The organism is Micromonospora yangpuensis, from assembly GCF_900091615.1.
GTDB classification, from domain to species: domain Bacteria; phylum Actinomycetota; class Actinomycetes; order Mycobacteriales; family Micromonosporaceae; genus Micromonospora; species Micromonospora yangpuensis.
On sequence record NZ_FMIA01000002.1, the window covers coordinates 4,153,963 to 4,172,777 of the forward strand.

The 18,815-nt window shown below is 69.6% G+C and carries 16 protein-coding genes and 2 pseudogenes; 11 read left to right on the forward strand and 7 right to left on the reverse strand.

The genetic code is table 11. The annotated features are described in order from the left end of the window. Positions 1–34: 34 nt before the first annotated feature. Together GA0070617_RS18750 and GA0070617_RS18755 are read right to left on the reverse strand one after the other, a co-directional pair. Positions 35–3,568 carry a hypothetical protein gene (locus tag GA0070617_RS18750; protein ID WP_091440000.1) on the reverse strand — a complete coding sequence of 1,178 codons (3,534 nt, stop codon included), beginning with the start codon at positions 3,566–3,568 and terminating at the stop codon, positions 35–37. A 324-nt stretch (positions 3,569–3,892) separates the two neighbouring features. Beyond that, the gene (locus tag GA0070617_RS18755) at positions 3,893–4,177 is read right to left on the reverse strand and encodes a hypothetical protein (protein WP_175440580.1); all 285 of its coding nucleotides are present in this window, start codon (positions 4,175–4,177) and stop codon (positions 3,893–3,895) included. A 238-nt stretch (positions 4,178–4,415) separates the two neighbouring features. Here GA0070617_RS18755 and GA0070617_RS18760 point away from each other — a divergent pair, with 238 nt between their 5' ends. Further along, positions 4,416–5,057, forward strand: coding sequence for a phytanoyl-CoA dioxygenase family protein (locus GA0070617_RS18760; protein ID WP_175440581.1), 642 nt, complete (start codon positions 4,416–4,418; stop codon positions 5,055–5,057). An 18-nt stretch (positions 5,058–5,075) separates the two neighbouring features. Here the strand turns inward: GA0070617_RS18760 and GA0070617_RS18765 are convergent, their stop codons facing one another. Then, positions 5,076–5,984 (reverse strand): glycosyltransferase, encoded by a 909-nt coding sequence (locus tag GA0070617_RS18765; protein WP_091440006.1) that lies wholly within the window; start codon positions 5,982–5,984, stop codon positions 5,076–5,078. A gap of 354 nt (positions 5,985–6,338) precedes the next feature. On the opposite strand from GA0070617_RS18765, the gene GA0070617_RS18770 reads away from it, so the two are divergent. Then, entirely contained in the window at positions 6,339–7,655 is a 1,317-nt protein-coding gene (locus GA0070617_RS18770; RefSeq protein WP_091440008.1) for an MFS transporter, read from the forward strand. Here GA0070617_RS18770 and GA0070617_RS18775 read toward each other — a convergent pair. Further along, a complete protein-coding gene (locus GA0070617_RS18775) occupies positions 7,627–8,979 on the reverse strand; it encodes a protein kinase family protein (protein WP_091440010.1) in 1,353 nt (450 codons plus the stop codon). The two genes, GA0070617_RS18770 and GA0070617_RS18775, sit on opposite strands and share 29 nt — an antisense overlap. Positions 8,980–9,243: 264 nt before the next feature. Between GA0070617_RS18775 and GA0070617_RS18780 the strand changes: the two genes are divergently transcribed. The 3 genes from GA0070617_RS18780 to GA0070617_RS18790 are packed head-to-tail and all read left to right on the forward strand — an operon-like array spanning position 9,244 to position 11,087. Continuing rightward, on the forward strand, positions 9,244–9,882 hold the full coding sequence (locus GA0070617_RS18780; RefSeq protein ID WP_091440014.1) for an AAA family ATPase: 639 nt from the start codon (positions 9,244–9,246) through the stop codon (positions 9,880–9,882). Positions 9,883–9,885: 3 nt separating this feature from the next. After that, positions 9,886–10,668 carry a DddA-like double-stranded DNA deaminase toxin gene (locus GA0070617_RS18785; RefSeq protein WP_091440017.1) on the forward strand — a complete coding sequence of 261 codons (783 nt, stop codon included), beginning with the start codon at positions 9,886–9,888 and terminating at the stop codon, positions 10,666–10,668. Further along, positions 10,665–11,087: an Imm1 family immunity protein gene (locus tag GA0070617_RS18790; protein WP_091440019.1), complete on the forward strand. Its 423-nt coding sequence runs from the start codon at positions 10,665–10,667 to the stop codon at positions 11,085–11,087. Before GA0070617_RS18785 ends, GA0070617_RS18790 begins: the two co-directional genes overlap by 4 nt. 20 nt (positions 11,088–11,107) lie before the next feature. On the opposite strand, the gene GA0070617_RS18795 is transcribed toward GA0070617_RS18790, so the two are convergent. Further along, the gene (locus tag GA0070617_RS18795; RefSeq protein ID WP_229688595.1) at positions 11,108–11,473 is read right to left on the reverse strand and encodes a hypothetical protein; all 366 of its coding nucleotides are present in this window, start codon (positions 11,471–11,473) and stop codon (positions 11,108–11,110) included. 121 nt (positions 11,474–11,594) lie between these two features. Further along, complete coding sequence (locus GA0070617_RS18800; RefSeq protein ID WP_091440022.1) at positions 11,595–12,137, reverse strand: DUF6545 domain-containing protein; 543 nt, start codon at positions 12,135–12,137, stop codon at positions 11,595–11,597. Between the two features lie 262 nt (positions 12,138–12,399). Here GA0070617_RS18800 and GA0070617_RS32425 point away from each other — a divergent pair. Next, a pseudogene (locus tag GA0070617_RS32425) lies at positions 12,400–12,762 on the forward strand (P-loop NTPase family protein); the annotation flags it as partial. Here GA0070617_RS32425 and GA0070617_RS31605 read toward each other — a convergent pair. Next, positions 12,676–12,912 (reverse strand): hypothetical protein, encoded by a 237-nt coding sequence (locus GA0070617_RS31605; RefSeq protein ID WP_139135710.1) that lies wholly within the window; start codon positions 12,910–12,912, stop codon positions 12,676–12,678. The pseudogene GA0070617_RS32425 and the gene GA0070617_RS31605 overlap by 87 nt on opposite strands. A 91-nt stretch (positions 12,913–13,003) precedes the next feature. Between GA0070617_RS31605 and GA0070617_RS31095 the strand changes: the two are divergent. From GA0070617_RS31095 to GA0070617_RS18830, 5 genes and pseudogenes are all read left to right on the forward strand, one after another. Then, a pseudogene (locus tag GA0070617_RS31095) lies at positions 13,004–13,696 on the forward strand (chorismate-binding protein); the annotation flags it as partial. A gap of 181 nt (positions 13,697–13,877) precedes the next feature. Further along, the gene (gene kdpF / locus GA0070617_RS29980) at positions 13,878–13,967 is read left to right on the forward strand and encodes a K(+)-transporting ATPase subunit F (RefSeq protein WP_139135711.1); all 90 of its coding nucleotides are present in this window, start codon (positions 13,878–13,880) and stop codon (positions 13,965–13,967) included. Then, positions 13,967–15,622 (forward strand): potassium-transporting ATPase subunit KdpA, encoded by a 1,656-nt coding sequence (gene kdpA / locus GA0070617_RS18820; protein ID WP_091440034.1) that lies wholly within the window; start codon positions 13,967–13,969, stop codon positions 15,620–15,622. Before kdpF ends, kdpA begins: the two co-directional genes overlap by 1 nt. 14 nt (positions 15,623–15,636) lie before the next feature. Then, on the forward strand, positions 15,637–17,832 hold the full coding sequence (gene kdpB, locus GA0070617_RS18825; RefSeq protein WP_373868416.1) for a potassium-transporting ATPase subunit KdpB: 2,196 nt from the start codon (positions 15,637–15,639) through the stop codon (positions 17,830–17,832). Between the two features lies 1 nt (position 17,833). Beyond that, on the forward strand, positions 17,834–18,715 hold the full coding sequence (locus GA0070617_RS18830; RefSeq protein ID WP_091440037.1) for a potassium-transporting ATPase subunit C: 882 nt from the start codon (positions 17,834–17,836) through the stop codon (positions 18,713–18,715). Positions 18,716–18,815: the final 100 nt, after the last annotated feature.

Sequence of the window (18,815 nt, forward strand, 5' to 3'; positions counted from 1 at the left end):
GTCCTCGATCCGACGGTGGGGTTCGGCTGGTGGCTCATCGGGTGGGGGCGGGTGGGCTGCTGCGCAGGGCGAGCCACCCCTCGCGTGCGGTCAGGTCGGTCGGGAACCCGGCCTGCGGGCCGGGCGGGTCGTCGGTCTCGGTCCAGCCCGTGGCGTCGCGCTCGCGCCAGGTCCAGCTCCGGCCCGGCTCGGCGGCCAGGGCGAGGCCGACCTCGTCCGCGCCGGTCAGCACCGGGGCCACCAGGAAGCCGGTCTCCAGGCGGGCCAGCGCGTCGTGGTGGTGGGCGGTGTCCAGACGCACCGAGACGGTGGGCAGGATGCCGGTGGTGGCGTGGATCGCTCCCGCGGGTTCCAGCAGCACCGTCAGCGTCTCGTCGGGCAGACCGAAGGCCAGCCGTAGCGGAGGATCGACGCCGGCTGCGGCCATCGCGGCGACGTCGTGGTAGTCCGGGTCGAGAGCGCCGTCGGGCTGGTGCCGCCAGAAGCCCAACACGCCGTCGCCGAGCCGGCCGTGCTCACCGATCCGGACCGGGAAACGTACCAGCGGAAAGCCGTTGGTCTCCCGGCCGGCCCGGCCGAGATCCTCACGGAACACGTTCCAGTCCTGGTGGATCGGGGGCGGACCGAGCAACTCCAGCCCGACCGTGAGCCGGACCACCGCGACGGGTCGGCCGGTCAGCCGGGCCCGGAGCAGGTGAGCGCCGGCCTCCGCCGGCTCCACCGCGTCCAACGCGTCGTCCAGTCCGCCGAGGAAGTCACCGACCCGGCCGGGGCCGTGCGCCCGCAGCCGGGAGACGACGGCCCGCAGCCCCGGATTGTCGATCTGTTCGACGGCGGGCACGCCGCTGAGCGGGGCGGCCCGCCAGAGCGCCCACTCAGGTCGGTCCACGTCGGAGGTGGGATGGAGCGTGCCGAGCCACTCCCCCGTCTCGGCGTGGACCCGCAACCCGTCGTCGAGAAAATCGGGCAGCAGCCAGCCACAGACCGGTGTGGACTCGACCAGACCGCTGCACGGCTGATCGGTGCGGTCGGCGTCGAGCAGGCGCAGCCGCAGGCGGGCCGGTTGGGCCAGCCGGGGCGGCAACTCCACCCAGCCCGGTCGGGCGGAGACCCGCAACCGGTCAGTGGTGGCGAGCCGGTCCACCGGTACGTCGTGGCCGATGCCGAAGTTGTCCACCATGCGGATCCGGGCGACGCGCAACAGGCCGGCCCGGATCGGGTTGAAGTCGGCCAGCGGTACGGGCGCCTGCCGGTTCTGGTCGGCGACCCGGTCCCGCACCTCGGCGGCGAGCTGCTGGTCGCCGGGGAACCCGAGCGGGTCGGCGACCGGCAGCTGCCGGGTCAGCCGGTGCATGACCAGGGCGTCGTTGAAGCCGCCGAGGCTCTGCGCGAGGTTGCTGCTCTCGTGTTCGGCCAGATGGGCGTAGGCGGCGGCGAGCAGCGGCAACCGGGGTTCGTCGCTCTGGTCGGCGCACCAGCGCAGCAGCCGCTCCGGCTCCTGCCGGGCCTGTTCAGGGGTGATCGGCTCGGCCCCGGCGACCCGGTGCTCGTCGTTGCGGCGCAGCAACGGGGCGCCGGTGAGATACCGCAGGATCCGGGTGGAGAGCACCGTCCGGGCGGCGGAGGACAGCACGGTCACGCCGGTGTAGCTGGTGGCCACCGCGTCGGCCACCGCCCGGCCCGGCCGGGGGGTCAACTCCACACCGTCGTGGGGTAGCCGGTAGCTGGCCTCGACGAAGCCCGGGTCGTAGTCCCGCCCGTCCGGTCCGAGGTTCGTGCCGGTGCGGGTCGGGAAGAACTCGACCTCCCAGTGCAGCAGCACCGGATGCCACGGCTGTCCGGTCCAGCGGCGCAGCGCCGGATGCGGCTCGTCGAGTGAGCTCAGGTAGGCGTCGATCCGGTCGCCGAGCTGGGCGAGGGTCTCCGCGTCGCTCGGCGCGGGCACCTCCAGCACCGCGCCGGGCAGCACTCCACCGGGATGCTCGTCGTCCCGGCCGTACCGGTCCGACGGAGTCGCGGAGGCACCGGTGAGCAGCACCACCGGCTCGTTCGGCACGAAGTACGGGTCGTCGGGCAGCTGCTGCAACCGGTAGCCGAGCCCGTCGGGAACTGCGGCGTTCACCGAGTCCACCACCTGCTCCACCGCCCGCAGCGCGGTCAGCAGCCGGTGGGCCAGCGTGTCGCCCGTCCCGTCGGGCGGGAACTCGCCGGTCTCGGCCAGCAGCGCGTCCAGATCGGTCATCTCCTGCCGCAGGTACTGCGCGACCAGATCCGGATCGGGATAGTCGTGCGACTCCCCCGGCGGCGGGTAGGCGCAGACCAGGTAGCGGTGCCAGTCCGCGAAGAGGCGGCGGCGGGCCCCGTCGACGTCCGCCCCCGCCCTGTCGTACGCGGTCTGGGCGGCGTTCAACGCGACCAGCAGGTCACCCAGCTCGGTGGGGAGGTCCGCGCGTTCCCGGGCCGGCGCGGCGGCCCGGTCGCCGGCGGCGGCGACCAGCATCCCGGCATCGGTCTGGGCGGGCGCGTCGGCGGGCCGGACCGTCCACCGCAGGCCGGCGGCGACCGGGGTGAACGCGCCGGTGTGCCGGGCCTCGGCGAGCCGGATCGGCAGGTCCAGTGCGGCGGCTTCCAGTTCGTCCGCGCTGACCAGCGCCGCCAGCAGCCGATCCATACTCTCGGCGGTGACACCGGGCAACGCGTCCCCGAGGTGGCCGGCGAGCGCCTCGGCGGCGGTGTCGGCGATCCGGACACCACTGTCGTCGACGCCGGGCGGAACGGTGGTGACCCCCTCCTCGTCGAAGATCAGCCGACCGACGCAGACCATCCGCTCGGGCGCGGCACCATCGACCCGGGTGGTGGACCAGCCGAGCCGGTCGGCGATCTGGTCGGCCCACCCGTCGACCTCACCGACCGCCAGGGCGCGGGCCAGCTCGTCGAAATCCCCCCGGGAATAGAATCCGAGCAGGTCGTAGCGGGTTCCGGCCGGCGGACGCTCGCGGTGGTCCGGGTCGAAGAACCCGAAGACGCTGTACGAGTTCGGGTAGCTGGCGGCGAAGCTCGGCTCCCCGTAGCCGAGAGCAGTCAGCCGGGCCACCCGGTCGACATCGGTGCCGGGCCAGTCGGCCAGCGGCAACGTCCGGCCCAGCCGACGGTAGGGGCGGCCGGTCGTACCGGGCGGGTCGTCGGGCGTCAGGGGGTAGCCGACCGCGTCCCCCTCGTCGCGTAGGGCGTCGCTCTCCACCACCCACCGCGCCCGACCACCGTCCCGGTCGGTCCGGGTGACCAGCCACCGGTCAGGCACCCGGGGCGGCTCGTCGCCGTGGGTCAGCCGGGTGAGCGTGTCCGGCAGCGACCAGTGCAGGTGGACACCGGGGGGAAGGGTGAACTCCTGCTCGAACGCAGCGCAGAGCACCGCGTCGCTGAGGAACGGCTGGTCCTGGTTGACGTCGCGTCCGCTGCGCAGGTCCAGGTAGGGCAGGCGACTGAAGTCGGCCACCGGGCCGGTGACGTTCCGCTCGGCGGCGAGCCACAACGCATCGATGCGGACCGGCACGGCGAGCACACGCATGGCGGCATCCCTTGAGGCAGATGGCAGGTGGTGGCCCGCCATCAAACCCGCGGGCGAAACCGCGGTTACGGCTGCGGATCCACATTAGACTGTTACCAGCATCGAGAACAGTGCCGGGGATGCCCACCGTCCACAGGACGATCCCGCTCGGCGCGAAGATCCGGAATGGCGGACCCGGGAGTCGAACCCCTATGCCTGCCCTCGGCGCGCCAGGCGTCCGGAGCTTCTTCGCCGCAGCCGCCCGTCAACCCACGTCGTGGTGAGTCGTCGATCCGACAACTCACCCACGACCATGACGAGCCGTTCGAACTACCGCTGCCGCTACTAGTCCTGCCAGACGTTCAGTGCCCAGGCCAGGACGTACCAGACGCAGACGTACTCCCGCCCGGAAGCGACTCCGGCGATGTGGCAGGTGATCGGGTCGGGAAAGACACCCTGAAGCCCCCACCCACCCGCCGCCATCGTGACGGGAACCACACTCGAAGCCGCGTTGACGGCGGGCACCGGGGCGGCTTGGGCAGCCCCGACCGTCATGCCCAGGCAACTGGCCACCAAGGTGACCACCACCATGGTCTGGGCCAGTCGCTGCCGCAGGGATCTTTTGCGCATCAGGCTCCTCCCACGCCCCAGGCCCAACGTTCGACCGTGGGCGTCCGTCGATGAATCGTTGCGGCACATGCTAAGCCGGGGAGGAGCACTGTTCGTCGGTCCACAATCCGACTACCGGTGGTGGGCGAGTGCGGGAACAGCCGCGAGGCGGTCGACCTCACCGGCCGGCTGCGCCCGGACGGGACCTCCCGGCGGTGCTGCCGAAGGTGCCGACGGCCTGCGGCACCCGCTGCTCCGGGTGCCGCACCTCACGTGCCGAGGTCTGTACGACCTCATTCACACGCCGGCGATCCTGGAGTATGTGGAGGATCTCCTCGGCCCGAACATCGTTGCCTGGGGTACGACCGTCTTCTGCAAACTACCCGGCGACCCGAAGGAGGTCGTCCTTCACCAGGATGCCGCCTACTGGCCGTTCACGCCGACGAAGACAGTGACCGCCTGGCTCGCAGTCGACGACAGCAACGAGGACAACGCCGCGATGCGGTTCGTTCCCGGAAGTCACCTGTACGGTGCGCTCGCCCACGAGGATCTGCCGCTCGACGGTACGCGTGTCGCCAAACGCCAGGTGATCGATGCGCACCGCTGCACCGATCGATATGTGAACACGCTTGCGGCCGGTCAGGTGTCGCTCCACTCCGACCTGCTGTTGCATGGCTCTCCGGCGAACCTATCCGGCCGCCGTCGTACCGGTCTGACCATCCGGTACGCGGCAGCCGAGGTACGCGCCCTGGCGGGCTGGGAGTGGTGCTATGGCGGTGGAGTCCACTGTCGGGGGACAGTGCCGCAGCACTGGCCCAACAGACGGCGACCGAGCGGGGAGCGACCTGATCTCATGGCCAGCATCACGAATAGCGGCATCCGCCTGCCGTCGGCCGATTGATGGCAACCGACCGTATGGTCAGCCTGGCGCCCGTCCCCGCACCGGCATCCGCTCCATACCCAGCCGCTCGACCAGCCCCACCATCTCCCGCAACGGGGGCTGCCCTGCTATCGACGCCGCGACCCTGGCCGCAGCCTGCCGGTAACGTGACTCCGTGAGCACCACGTTCAGCGCCTCACGGAGGCTTCCTGCGGAGCGTTCGCCCTCGTTCAGGACGACACCGGCACCGAGTGCCGCGACCCGCGCCGCGTTCGGGGTGTCGTCCGCCGCGCCGAGGGGCATGGTGACCACGGGAATCCCGCGACGCAACGGTCCCATCAGTGACCCGTAGCCACTGTGGCAGATCACCACATCGGTGTGCGCGAGCACGGCGGCCTGAGGAACGAACCGTTCGATGCGGATGTGGCCGGGCATTCGGCCGAAGGAGGCGGGGTCGATGTCGCGTCCCACGGTGGCCAAGGCGTGAACGGGCTCGTCCCGGAGTACGTCGAATATCATCTCGAACAGCCCTGGAGTCGTGTTGTAGAAGGTCCCGAGCGTGACGTAGATGAAGGGCCGGCCATCATCGGCCCCGCGCAACCACTCGGGGGCGGTATGCGAATTTGCAGGCTCTGGAAACGGCTGGAACAGGTGAGTGGTGGGGCCCATCACCCGGGGTGAGAACCATCCGACGGGCGCGGAGAGAAAATGCAGCCACCGGTTAAGGCTGACGAGTTTCGGGTCCGGTGCCAACCCGACAGCCGCTCGGGCGCTGCCGGACAGATCACCGGCCGTGGCTGCCAACAACTTACCCGGGGTAGGCGCGAAGTCGAAAACAGCCACCGGAAGATCCGTCAACTCCCCCGCCAGCCAGGCAGCAAACGCGGTGGTCTCCCGCATCAGGATCTGCGGCTGCCAGTTGGCTATCGCATCGAGCAGCGCTGGCACCTGACGTACCCCATGGTCGAGATAGCGGCCGAGGGCTACTCGCCCTCGCTCCACCGGCAGCCGGGCGTCCTGCAACGCCTTGTACTCCGCAGAGGGCTCTGTCGCGGCCGTCGGCGCACAGCGCGATGGTTTCGATCCCCGTTTCGCGAGCGGGCGCGACGAAGTGGTCCGGGACGGCCAGCGCCACGTCGTGACCCGATGCGGCGAGCGCCTGGGCCAGAGAGACGATGGGATAGAGGTGCCCAAAAGCGCCGACGGAATTGCAGGGGATGCGCATTTCAACCACTTCCGTCATGCTGTGACAATCGACCGGGTGGGATGCTCACTCTACCCGCCGGACAGAGATGGCAACCGATGGGTATCGTAGCTTCCTCGTTGTGGAGGGACCGCGACTTCATGTCGCTGTGGCTTGGGCAGGCGATCAGTGATCTCGGTGCGGGGATCACCGCGCTCGCCCTACCGCTGGCTGTCGTGACGCTGCTGGACGCCAGCGCCTTCGAGGTCGGCCTGCTCACTGCCCTCGCCTCAGTCGGATGGCTGATCGTCGCGCTACCGGCCGGCGCGGTGATCGACCGGACCCGCAAACGCCGACTGATGATCATTTGTGACGTCGTACGGGGCGTCGGGCTCGCCTCGGTGCCGCTCACCGCCGCCCTCTGGCACCTCACCATCTGGCACCTCTACCTGGTCAGTCTGCTGCTCGGCATCTTCGCGGTCTTCTTCGAGGTAGCGTGTCAGAGCTACCTCGCCTCGCTGCTGACTCGCGAGCGACTCGTGGAGGGCATCGGTCGAGTCGGAACAACCAACGCCCTTGCCGCCGTCCTCGGTCCCACCCTGGCCGGCGTCCTGACCTCCCTGCTCGGCAGCGCCGCCCGTGTCCTCGCCGTCGACTGCCTGTCATTCCTGGCCAGCATCGTCTCGTTGCTGCTGATCCGTCGACCCGAGCCTTCGCCCCGACCGCGAACTCCCGGCCCATGGCTTCCCGACCTTCGTCGCGACATCGCAGCTGGCCTACGCTTCGTGCTGAACCACTGGGTGATGCGCAGGGTTCTCGTGGCCAGCACGGCCGCGAATGCTTTCGACGCCATGGTCGCGGCACTGATCGTGGTCTTCCTCGCCAGGGACCTCTACGCCGATCCGAAAACGATCGGCGTGACGCTGGCGATCGGCGGCGTGGGCGGCGTGGTCGGCGGAATGGTCGCCAATCCGATGGCGAGATGGCTCGGCCCGGCCCGGGCACTCTGGGCCGGCAAGCTCTACCTGGGCGCGTCGACTCTGTGCCTGCCGCTCGCGGAACCCGGGTGGGGCATCTACCTCGTCTCGGCGGCGCTCTTTGTGACCGGGGTGGTGACCGTCTCGTACAACGTGCTCCAAATCGCCTACCGGCAGTCGATCTGCCCACCAGAACTCAGGGGCCGGATGAACGCCAGTGTCCGTTGGATAATCCGCAGCCTCGTGCCCATGGGCGCCTTGATCGCCGGTGCCCTCGCCATACCACTCGGGGTACGTACGACCCTCGCGATCGCGGTCGTCGGATCGTGGCTGGCCGTCATGCCCATCGTCCTGTCACCGTTGCGGCTCGCCCGGGATCTGCCGGACGCGCTCGAACCGTCGGACCCGGGCACCGAGCCGGCCGCAATGATCACTCCGGCGTCGCCGCCGTCACGATGATCTGCTGGAGACGCAGGAGAAAGTCCCGCAGCGGTTCGTAATCCGGCGCGGATCCCACCCGGAGGGTGCAGACGACCGGCCGCCCACCATCGATCACCAGGTAGAAAGGGAAGCCGTTGTCCCGCCCATGGTCACGAGTCGTGATCGTCCAGGCGTCGGGATCCTCGGAACCCACCACCGTTGAAGAGACGGCCTCCGCCGGCGGGATGAAGTTGAAGAAGCTCTGGAACCCGCGCCCTGCGCCGTTGTAGCCCGTCCTCGCCTCGATCGGGGCCAGGGCGTCAACGTCGTAGCAGCCGTACCGGTAGGCGACAATACTCTCCGCATACAGCCGAGACGTGAAGGATGCGAAGTCCTCGTCAGGCCGCGTCCGCACCAGGACCGGCACCAGCTGATTCATCGAGCTGACCAGATTTCGCCAACGGGCCGTGACCCGGTTACTTGCCAGCAGTCCAATCAAGAATCGGCCCTGCTGCAGGCTGTCGGCCAAGATACGGCAGTACGCGGCGTAGAGAACACTCTGGGCAGAGATGGAAAGGCGGGCGGCGAGGCGGTCGACGCCGGTCGTGACCGGCATGGAGCGTAGCGTCGCCCATCGGGCTGTGGAGGTGGTGGGCGCTGCCGCCGCTGGCGGCGGCGCCGCGTCCGTCACCCGCTTCCAGTAATCGAGGCTGGCGTCACGGCGCATCGCCCAGGCGGACGAGTGCTGCTCGTCGGTGACATCGCGGCACCGCGGGGTATGGCCGCCGCCGATCAGCCACGGCACGAGCAGCGCCAGTTCCACCCACGACGCCGCCCTGGTCGTGTACGCCCAGTCCATGATCCGCAGACCACCGGCGGTGACGATCAGGTTGGTGGGATTCAGATCGGAGTGGACGAGCATCCTCCCGGCCATCGCCGGCAACTCGAACCCGCACCGGGCTGCCGGGTCGTACCAGGTGCCTTCCGGCGCGGGGGTCTCCTGCAACGCCGTCAACCCGACCGCCAGCAACTCCAGATCCGGACTGCCGGGCGACAACACGGGGTGGGGACCCTCGAGATACTCGGTCCCCACCACCAGCCAACCGGCAGACTCGAAATCCCACAGCACCGTAGGCGCACATCCGCCGACAGCCCTCGTCGCCGCCACCTCGTAGCGCAACGACCGGACGCCCATGTCGCGAGAAGCCGCCTTCACGAAGACCCGACCACCCCGCCCCACCACGGCCGCGGCGACCTCCGCGTGATCACCGTGGCAGGCCGGCACCACGTCGAGCACATCACCGAGACGCTCGGCGATCGCTGTCGTCACGTCCTCCGGCAGAACGTTCCAGCCACGGCGCACCGAACACTCCCCCGTCAGATCATGCTCAGGCCGAGGCGGGTTCGGCGGACACCACGACTCAACCGACCCGACCAGAATTCCATGTCGAGCTGGTGGCCGGTGACCCCGCAACGCAGCCAGCGGGTGGACAATGTCGGCACCGTCGCGGACGGCCTTGCGGATGCAGGCACTGACTAACGCCACTATTTGTAGAGTCCCGAGCCCGCGGCCACGTTCCGGACGAGCCGTCGCGCTCAGCTGCGCCAATATCGCATAAGGATCGACATGGAACCACCCGACTCCACCGCACCGACGTTGGTGATCATCCGGGGTAACTCAGGAAGCGGGAAGACCACCACCGCACGCGAGGTACGCCGCCGCTACGGCCGGGGCGCCGCCCTCCTCGAACAGGACTACCTCCGCCGGATCATCCTGCGGGAACACGACAGCACCCACATCGACCCGGTCGCCCCCACCTTCATCACCACGACCGCCCGCACCGCCCTCGACCTCGGCTACCACGTCATCCTCGAAGGCATCCTGCACACCGAACGCTACGCACCAGCCCTCCACCACCTCATCGACCACCACCCGGGCCCCACCGCCGTCTACTACCTCGACGTCCCGTACGACGAAACCCTCCGCCGACACGCCACCCGCACCGAACCCATCCCCGTCACCCCCGACCAGATGCGCCACTGGTACACCCACCTCGACCTCCTCGGCACCCCCGACGAGATCACCATCCCCGAACACCACACCCTCGACCAGACCGTCACCACGATCCTGCACACCAGCGGCCTCACCACCACCCCCGCCCACACACCCTGCCCACGACGCTGCCGACACTGCACCGCATCCGAGAAGCCCGATCCTGGTGAGGCGCAACGCCGCGACGACGGCCTACAGTGCGACCGGGGGTAGGGATTGAGCGTCTCGGAGATCGCCGCGGTTCTGCAGGCGGTGATCGAAGGTGTCGCAGACCAACGCCGTCGGCTCGCCGCCGTCACCGACGACCTCCAGCGGGATCGCGACCGGTTCCACGCCGTCACCGCCGCCTCCGGGCATCGTCTCGTCGGTGAGACGCTGCGCCAGCAGACCGAGGCGACCCAGCGGTTACGCCACGCCGACCACCTGCTGAGCGTTATACCGCAGGCCCTGGCCGAGTTCGCGGCGGCGATCGGCGCAACCGTCCAGCCCTCATCCACCACCGGAGAACCGCAGCAACCGACTAAACCCCGATCTCAGCCCACCGAACCGGCGACCCCCACCACGGTCGGCGACCCGGCGGGCATCCCCGCAGCCGTCACCCGCCTGGCCCGACGGCTCAGACCATGGCAGGACGGCGAGAACGCCAAGGCGTACGCCTACGACAGCAACCACCAACACCTGACCGACGAACCCTTCACCAGCGGCCGAATCGCCTCCGCCGCCCACGGCCTACGTCCGGTACGAGGCGGCGGCCACCCCGTCACCGTCACCGACCACGTCGAGGGACACGTCGCTGCCCGGATGCGCACGCCCAACGGCCCACGCGAGGTCACCCTCGTGATCAACAAGACACCCTGCGACGACCGGCCCTTCGGCTGCGACCGACTCCTGCCCCACCTCATCCCCACAGGATCACGCCTTACGGTGTACGTGGTCGAAGCAGACGGACCCCGATTCCACCGCACCTACCAGGGCACCGGAAAGGCGATCACCACGTGAACTACCAGATGATCTGGACCGGCCACACCCGCACCGTGGCCACCACCGCCGACCTGGCTGCCACACTCGAAGAGATCACCATACAGACCTCGACCGGCCTGCCGATGGCAGTCACCGTTCTGCCCGCCGGCCACGAACACCTGACCCCGTACGACGACGACTTCCCCGACTGCCTAGAAGTAGGGCTCGGCCACCCGGAACGGGCGTTCGTCCGCTGGATGGGCCACGACGGCGGATACGGCTACCAACCCGATCTCCCACCCGGGCCAGCCGGACTCCGCTTCGACTACGGCGGACAACCCATCCACCCCGAACCCCACGAACTACGCGTCAGCCCCCCAGCCGCCCGACACGCCGTGGAAGAGTTCATCACCACCGGCCAACGCCCCACCCACTTGCTCTGGCAACCCGCCCAGTAACACCAGGTCGACAGCGGAACTCACGACAGACGGTCCCCGACCACGCCGGTCACGACGAGCAGGACCACGGCGACCAACAACGCCAGACCCATAACCCGGCCACGCCGCCGCGCCTCACCGACGCTGACCGCCCGGTACACGCCAAGGCCGGCCACCGCCGCTACCCCCAGGGGTACCGACACCGAGAGAAAGCGCAGAAGCGACCAAGTGCCGAACGTGCCGTCGTCACCCGCCGAGGCCAGCATGTAGACCAGGAAGCCCAGGCCAACCAGGCAAAAGAAGAAGAGCACCAGCGACAACAGGGCCATCCCACGCCGGAAGTCACGCCACTGATCGCGCTCTGCCGGCCCCGTCGCGATCGGATCGACCCGCTCTGCCTGATCCACGGTGACACCATGCCATAGCGCCACTACCGAAGGCGACTCTCCTCCGGCCGACACCCGATCCGCCTGGCCAGTGGCGCGGCCGGCCATGCCCTGTCCAGCCGAGCCGTTGACGTCAACGGTGCTACGCACTACGGAGCGCCGCCCCCTGTCGCACGACGTCCGTGTCGAGTGCCGCAGAGATCATGCCGAGTCGTCGGGCGTCCGCGTCGAGGTCGGCGTGCGTGCCGAGATCCGTGGGCTTCTCCAGCTGCGGAGAACGACCGGACTCGGCGCTGCCACCCTGTCGGCGGCGTTCGATGGCACCGAGCACAGCAGCGGCCTCCCCCGCCGCCCGGGCCCGTTCGGGCTCCCACCCCTCCGCCTCCGCACGACGTCGCACCTGGTCGATCAGCTGCTCGTCCAGGTCGCCCAGCATCAGCAGTCCGTCGCCGATCTCCACGAACCGCCGGTACAGCCGGGAATCCGCGCCGAACCACGCGCGCCTCGGCCGTTCCGGACGCCGCGGCGGAGCCAGAGCAATCGAGGGTACGACCTGGTAGATGGCGTACCACAGGGGATGCAGATCCCGGTACGCCCCGCTGCGGCGGGGCCAGGCCCGCAGGCTCTCGACGGCTTTCCACGTCGACGACAGCACCAGGCTCGAACAGATGAGGGACTTGGACACCGATCTGAAGCACTCATGCTTACATGAGTGTTCATGGGCCTAGTGTATCGCTTCCGCGGATTGCAGCTTCGACATGAGTGACCCGTTTCTATCGGCATCACGGGCGCGCTGACGCGGGCGCGAGAGCTGATCGGGTACGCCCGATTCCGGCCGGAGCAACCTCCGGTCCCGGAAAGGTCGCTTCCGAGGCCGGCACTCCTACAACCTTCACAGCCATTTTCATCCTGCGTAGTGGTTGTCTTCGACGTGGTGTAGGACGAGGATGCCCCTCCCCCGGGGAGGTCGTCGGCCTCCTGGGCGTCTCCGGCTCGGGCAAGACACCCTGGCGCTCGCCCTGCTCGGTCACCAGCGCCCCGGACTGCACCTACGGTCGGGGCGGCTACGGGTCTTCGGCACCGACCCCTTCCGTCCCGAGGGCCGGGCCCTGCGCGGCCAGGTCGTCTCCTTCCTCGGCCAGGACCCGGCCGCCGCCCTGAACCCCGCCCGCCGCCTCGGTGCCCAACTCGCGGAGGCCGCCGGGCCGGGCCGGGTCACGGAACTACTGGCGACGATGGACCTGCCCACCGACCACGCCTTCACCCGACGACGGCCCCACCAGATCTCCGGCGGGCAGGCCCAGCGCGTCGCCCTGGCCATCGCCATCGCCGGCAACCCCCGCCTGCTGATCCTCGACGAACCCACCAGCGGCCTCGACGAACCCCTCGCCCGGGACCTGCGCGAACGGCTCACCACCTACCTGCGGGACCGGGACTGCGCCGCCCTGGTCATCACCCACACCCCGCCCTGGCCTCGACCATGGCCTACCGGATCCTCCACCTCGACTCCGGACGCCTGGCACCCGCCCCCGTCCACCCCGACCCGCCGCCGTTTCCTTGCTGCTGCGGCTCGGGGACTGGGAGGTGGCGGGTTTCAGCCCGGAGATCGCCCGGGTCACCCCCGACGGCACGGTCGTGACGCAGCCCCTCGCCGGCACCCGCGCCCTCGACGGCAGCCCGCTGTTCGACGCCGCCCGCTGCGACGAGCTGTACCGGGACGCCACGGAGGTGTTCGAACACGCCCTCTCGGTCCACCTCGCCGCCACCGAGATGTCCACCGTGTGCGCTCGCGCGAACCGACCGCCGCCGACGCCGGTGCGGGGCCTTCCCTCGTACCGCTGCCGGTGGCCTGCTCGCCAACGGCTGTCTGCCGGTCGCCGCCCACGGCCGGAGCGGGTGGAGCCGGTAGCACACGCCAGCCTGGTTGGCCCGATGCGCCTTGTTCGCGGTCGCGGCCGCTGCTCGTGCGCCGGCCCCGCCCGCCACCGCCGTGTCGAAGCCCACGGCGATCGCCTCCGCGGGAGCCACAGTCGACTGCTCCGCCGCTGGCACGGTGGAAAACGTCCGGGGTACGAGGCGCAGCCACGCAGACGATCCGACCAGTACGGGTTCCGCGGCGCCGCCACTCCCTCCTGCGGTGCCCGACCCCCGACCCCGCCGTGTGATCCTGCCCGACTGGTGACCCGTACCACCCGCTGCGGAGGTGGCGTGAAAAGGGCGTCAAAAAGCAGCTCACCGCCGTGATAGTTGCGTTAACACCCCTGTTCGGCCGGCGGCCCGAGGCGTTTGCTTGCCCGGCACGACCGGCCCGGTCGTGCCGAAGTCGTCCCGGTGGGAGATCAGTCGTGTCCGACGTGCCGTTCGTGGTGTTGACGGTGGTGCTGTTCGCAGCGCTCGCTCTCGTGGTGAGGGGGGTGGAGAAGCTGTGAGTGCTGTCAACGCCGTCGGCTTGGTGCTGGCGATGGGCTTGGCCGTGTTCCTGGTGATCGCCCTGCTCTTTCCGGAGCGCTTCTGATGACCACGACGACAGCTGGTGTGCTCTTCATCCTGTCCCTTCTCGCCGCTTTGGTCGCGGTCTACCGGCCCTTCGGTGACTACATGTACCGGGTGGTGTCCGGCACCCGGCAGTCCCGCGTCGAGCGGGGGGTCTACCGCCTCGTCGGTGTCGACCCGGCCGCCGAGCAGACCTGGGGGGTGTACGCCCGTAGTGTGCTCGCCTTCTCCGCGATCTCGATCCTGTTCCTGTACGCGTTCCAGCGCCTCCAGCACCACCTCTGGCTGTCGCTGGGGCTCGACCCGGTGGTGCCGCACGGCGCCTGGAACACCGCGGTGTCGTTCGTGACCAACACGAACTGGCAGTGGTACTCGGGTGAGTCGACGATGGGGCACCTGGTGCAGATGGCCGGACTGGCGGTGCAGAACTTCGCCTCGGCGGCGGTGGGCATCGCGGTGGCAGTGGCCCTGGTACGGGGGTTCGCCCGTCGTCACACCGGGGAGTTGGGCAACTTCTGGGTGGACATGACCCGTATCGTCCTGCGAATTCTGCTACCGATCGCGCTGCTCGGCGCACTGGCGCTGATGATCGGCGGGACGGTGCAGAACCTATCCGGCGGCACCGAGGTGACCACCCTCACCGGCGGCACCCAGACGATCACCGGCGGGCCCGTCGCCAGCCAGGAGGTGATCAAGGAACTGGGCACCAACGGCGGTGGCTTCTACAACGTCAACAGCGCCCATCCCTTCGAGAACCCGTCGGCGTGGACGAACTGGCTGGAGATATTCCTGCTCCTGCTGATCCCGTTCAGCCTGCCGAGGGTCTTCGGCCGCATCGTCGGGCAGCACCGGCAGGGCTACGCGATTGCCGCCGTCATGGGAGTCCTGGCACTCGCCAGCGTCACCCTGACCAACGTCTTCGAGCTGACCGGGCACGGCACCGTCCCGGAGGCGGTCGGCGCGGCGCTGGAGGGTAAGGAGGTCCGGTTCGACGTGTCGAACTCGGCCACCTTCGCCGCTGCCACCACGCTGACCTCGACCGGCGCGGTGAACTCGTTCCACGACTCCTTCACCGCGCTGGGTGGAGGCATGCTGCTGGGCAACATGATGCTCGGTGAGGTCGCGCCCGGCGGGGTCGGTGCCGGCCTGTACGGGATCCTGATCCTGGCGGTGATCACCGTCTTCGTGGCGGGCCTGATGGTCGGCCGGACCCCGGAGTACGTGGGTAAGAAGATCGGCTCCAGGGAGATCAAGTTCGCCTCGGTGTACTTCCTGGTCACGCCGACGCTGGTCCTGGTCGGCACGGCTGCGGCGTTCGCCACCGGGAACAACTCGACCGCGTTGAACGTCGGCCCACACGGGCTGTCCGAGGTGCTGTACGCGTTCACCTCGGCGAGCAACAACAACGGTTCCGCGTTCGCGGGCATCACCGTGAACACCCCGTGGTGGAACACGGCCCTGGGGCTGTGCATGCTGCTCGGTCGTTTCCTGCCGATCATCCTCGTGCTCGCCCTCGCCGGCTCGCTGGCCCGACAGCCCCCCACTCCCGCCTCCGACGGGACCCTGCCCACGCACCGGCCACTGTTCGTCGGCATGGTCGTCGGGGTCACGGTGATCCTCAGCGCGCTCACCTTCCTGCCCGCGCTCGCCCTCGGCCCTCTGGCAGAAGGGCTGTGAACAGCATGAGAGAGATGGACATGACCACCTCCACGCCGGCGCCGCACGGCACCGCCGACACGGGAACCGCCGGTACCCCGGGCGCCCACGGCAGCCGGACCGGTGGTGGCCTGCTTGACCCGAGGCAACTGCTCCGCTCGCTACCGGAGGCCGTGCGCAAGCTCGACCCACGGACGCTCTGGCGCAACCCGGTGATGCTGATCGTCGAGATCGGCGCGGCCTTCACCACCGTGCTCGCCGTCGCCGCCCCCTCGATGTTCGCGATCGCGATCACGGTCTGGCTGTGGCTCACCGTGATCTTCGCCAACGTCGCCGAAGCGGTCGCCGAGGGCCGGGGCAAGGCCCAGGCGGCCACCCTGCGCCAGGCCAAGACGAACACGATCGCCACCCGGCTGATCGACTGGACCCCCGGCACCCGCGCCGACGCCCTGCGGGACGAGGCGGTACCCGCCACCGACCTGCGACAGGGCGATGTCGTCCTGGTCGTGGCCGGTGAGATCATCCCGGGTGACGGTGACGTGGTCGAGGGCATCGCCAGCGTGGACGAGTCGGCCATCACCGGCGAGTCGGCTCCGGTGATCCGGGAGTCCGGCGGTGACCGCAGCGCCGTCACCGGCGGCACGAAGGTACTCTCCGACCAGATCGTCGTGCGGATCACGCAGCGCCCTGGCGAGAGCTTCATCGATCGGATGATCGCCCTGGTCGAGGGTGCCAACCGACAGAAGACCCCGAACGAGATCGCGCTGAACATCCTGCTCGCGGCGCTCTCCGTCGTCTTTCTGCTGGCCGTGGTGACCCTGCAGCCACTGGCGATCTTCTCCAAGGGCTACCAGGCCGCGGCCCCGGACACCCAGGCGATCACCGACACCGGCGTCACCGGCGTGGTCCTGGTCTCCCTGCTGGTCTGCCTGATTCCGACCACCATCGGGGCGCTGCTGTCCGCCATCGGTATCGCCGGCATGGACCGCCTCGTCCAACGCAACGTCCTGGCGATGAGCGGTCGGGCCGTGGAGGCCGCGGGTGACGTCAACACCCTGCTGCTCGACAAGACCGGCACCATCACCCTCGGTAATCGGCAGGCGGCGGACTTCCTCCCCGTCGGGGGCGTCACCGCTGCCGAGGTGGCAGACGCCGCCCAGTTGTCCAGCCTCGCCGACGAGACGCCCGAGGGTCGGTCGGTGGTCGTGCTGGCGAAGAACGAGTACGGCCTGCGCGAGCGGGAGCCCGGACTGATGCCGCACGCCACGTTCGTGCCGTTCACCGCCCAGACCCGAATGAGCGGCGTCGATCTGGCCGCCGCCGGTGAGGGATCGGACCGGCGGGTGCGCAAGGGAGCCTCGACGGCGGTGCTCAGATGGGTCCGCGACAACGGCGGAGACCCCACCGCTGACGTCGCCGGGATCGTCGACGCCATCAGCGGCAGCGGTGGTACTCCGCTGGTGGTCGCCGAGCACGTCGACGGCGAGCCGGCCCGCGTCCTCGGGGTGGTCCATCTCAAGGACGTGGTCAAGCCCGGGATGCGGGAGCGGTTCGACGAGATGCGTCGGATGGGCATCCGGACTGTGATGATCACTGGGGACAATCCCCGTACCGCGAAGGCGATCGCCGACGAGGCGGGGGTGGACGACTTCCTCGCCGAAGCCACCCCGGAGGACAAGCTCGCCCTGATCCGCAAGGAGCAGGAAGGTGGTCGACTGGTCGCGATGACCGGCGACGGCACCAACGACGCGCCCGCCCTGGCCCAGGCCGACGTGGGCGTGGCGATGAACACCGGGACCTCGGCCGCCAAGGAGGCCGGCAACATGGTCGACCTCGACTCCGATCCGACCAAGCTGATCGAGATCGTGGAGATCGGAAAGCAACTGCTGATCACCCGGGGTGCGCTGACCACCTTCAGTATCGCCAACGACATCGCCAAGTACTTCGCGATCATCCCGGCCATGTTCGTCGGCATCTATCCGAGCCTGGACACGCTGAACGTCATGCGTCTGTCCAGCCCCGAGTCGGCCATCCTCGCCGCGGTCGTCTTCAACGCACTGGTCATCGTGGCGCTCATCCCGCTCGCCCTGCGGGGTGTCCGGTACCGACCAGCCGCGGCCTCGAAGCTGCTCACCCGCAACCTGTGGATCTACGGTCTCGGCGGGATCGTCGTCCCGTTCGTCGGCATCAAGCTCATCGACCTGCTCATCCAGTTCGTACCGGGGATCTGACATGCGACTTCCCACCTGGCTCAACCAACACGTCGCCGCGCTGCGCGCACTGCTCGTCCTCACCGCGCTGCTCGGGTTGGCCTACCCGCTCACCCTGGTCGCCGTCGGGCAACTGCCCGGTCTGTCCGGCAGGGCAGACGGTTCCCTGCTCACCGCAGACGGCAGGGTCGTCGGCAGCGCGCTGATCGGCCAGTCCTTCACCGACATGGACGGCAACCCCGTTCCGCGCTACTTCCAGCCTCGTCCGTCGGCCGCCGGTAACGGGTACGAGCCCACCGCCACGGCCGCCAGCAACCTGGGCCCGGAGAGTGTCGTCGACACCCTCTCCGCCGAACCGGACGGAGCCGCCGAGAGCCTGCTCACCCAGGTCTGCTCACGCAGCAAGGCGGTGGGTGACCTGGAGGACGTCGACGGGCGCCGACCGTACTGCACCCTGGACGGGGTCGGCGCGGTCCTCGCCGTGTTCCGCTCCGACGGGCTCACCGGCCCGATCATCCGCGTCGTGAGCGTGAACCAGACCGCCCCGGCAACGCCGTTCGTCGGCACCTACGAGGGCGTACCGGTGGAGCTCGCCCAGCCGGGGGAGGACTACCTCGCCCAGGGCGGACTGATCATCCCGGTCCGAGGAGACGCCCCCGCCGACCCGGTCGTGCCCGCCGACGCGGTCACCGCCAGCGGCAGCGGCCTCGACCCGCACATCTCCCCCGAGTACGCCCGCATCCAGGTCACCCGCGTGGCACGTGAACGCGGCGCGGACCCGGCGGCCGTCCGACGACTGGTCGCGACGCACACCACGGGCCGGGCGCTCGGCTTCATGGGCGCACCCGGCGTCAACGTCCTGGCCCTCAACCTCGCCCTGGACAGGGAGCTCCCGACCCGCTGAGGCACGATCCCGGGCAGGGTCCATCCCTGCCCGGGATCGTTCACCCATCGACGGCCCCAGCGGGCCCGAGGCCCACCCGACGAGCCACGAGCAGATCCAC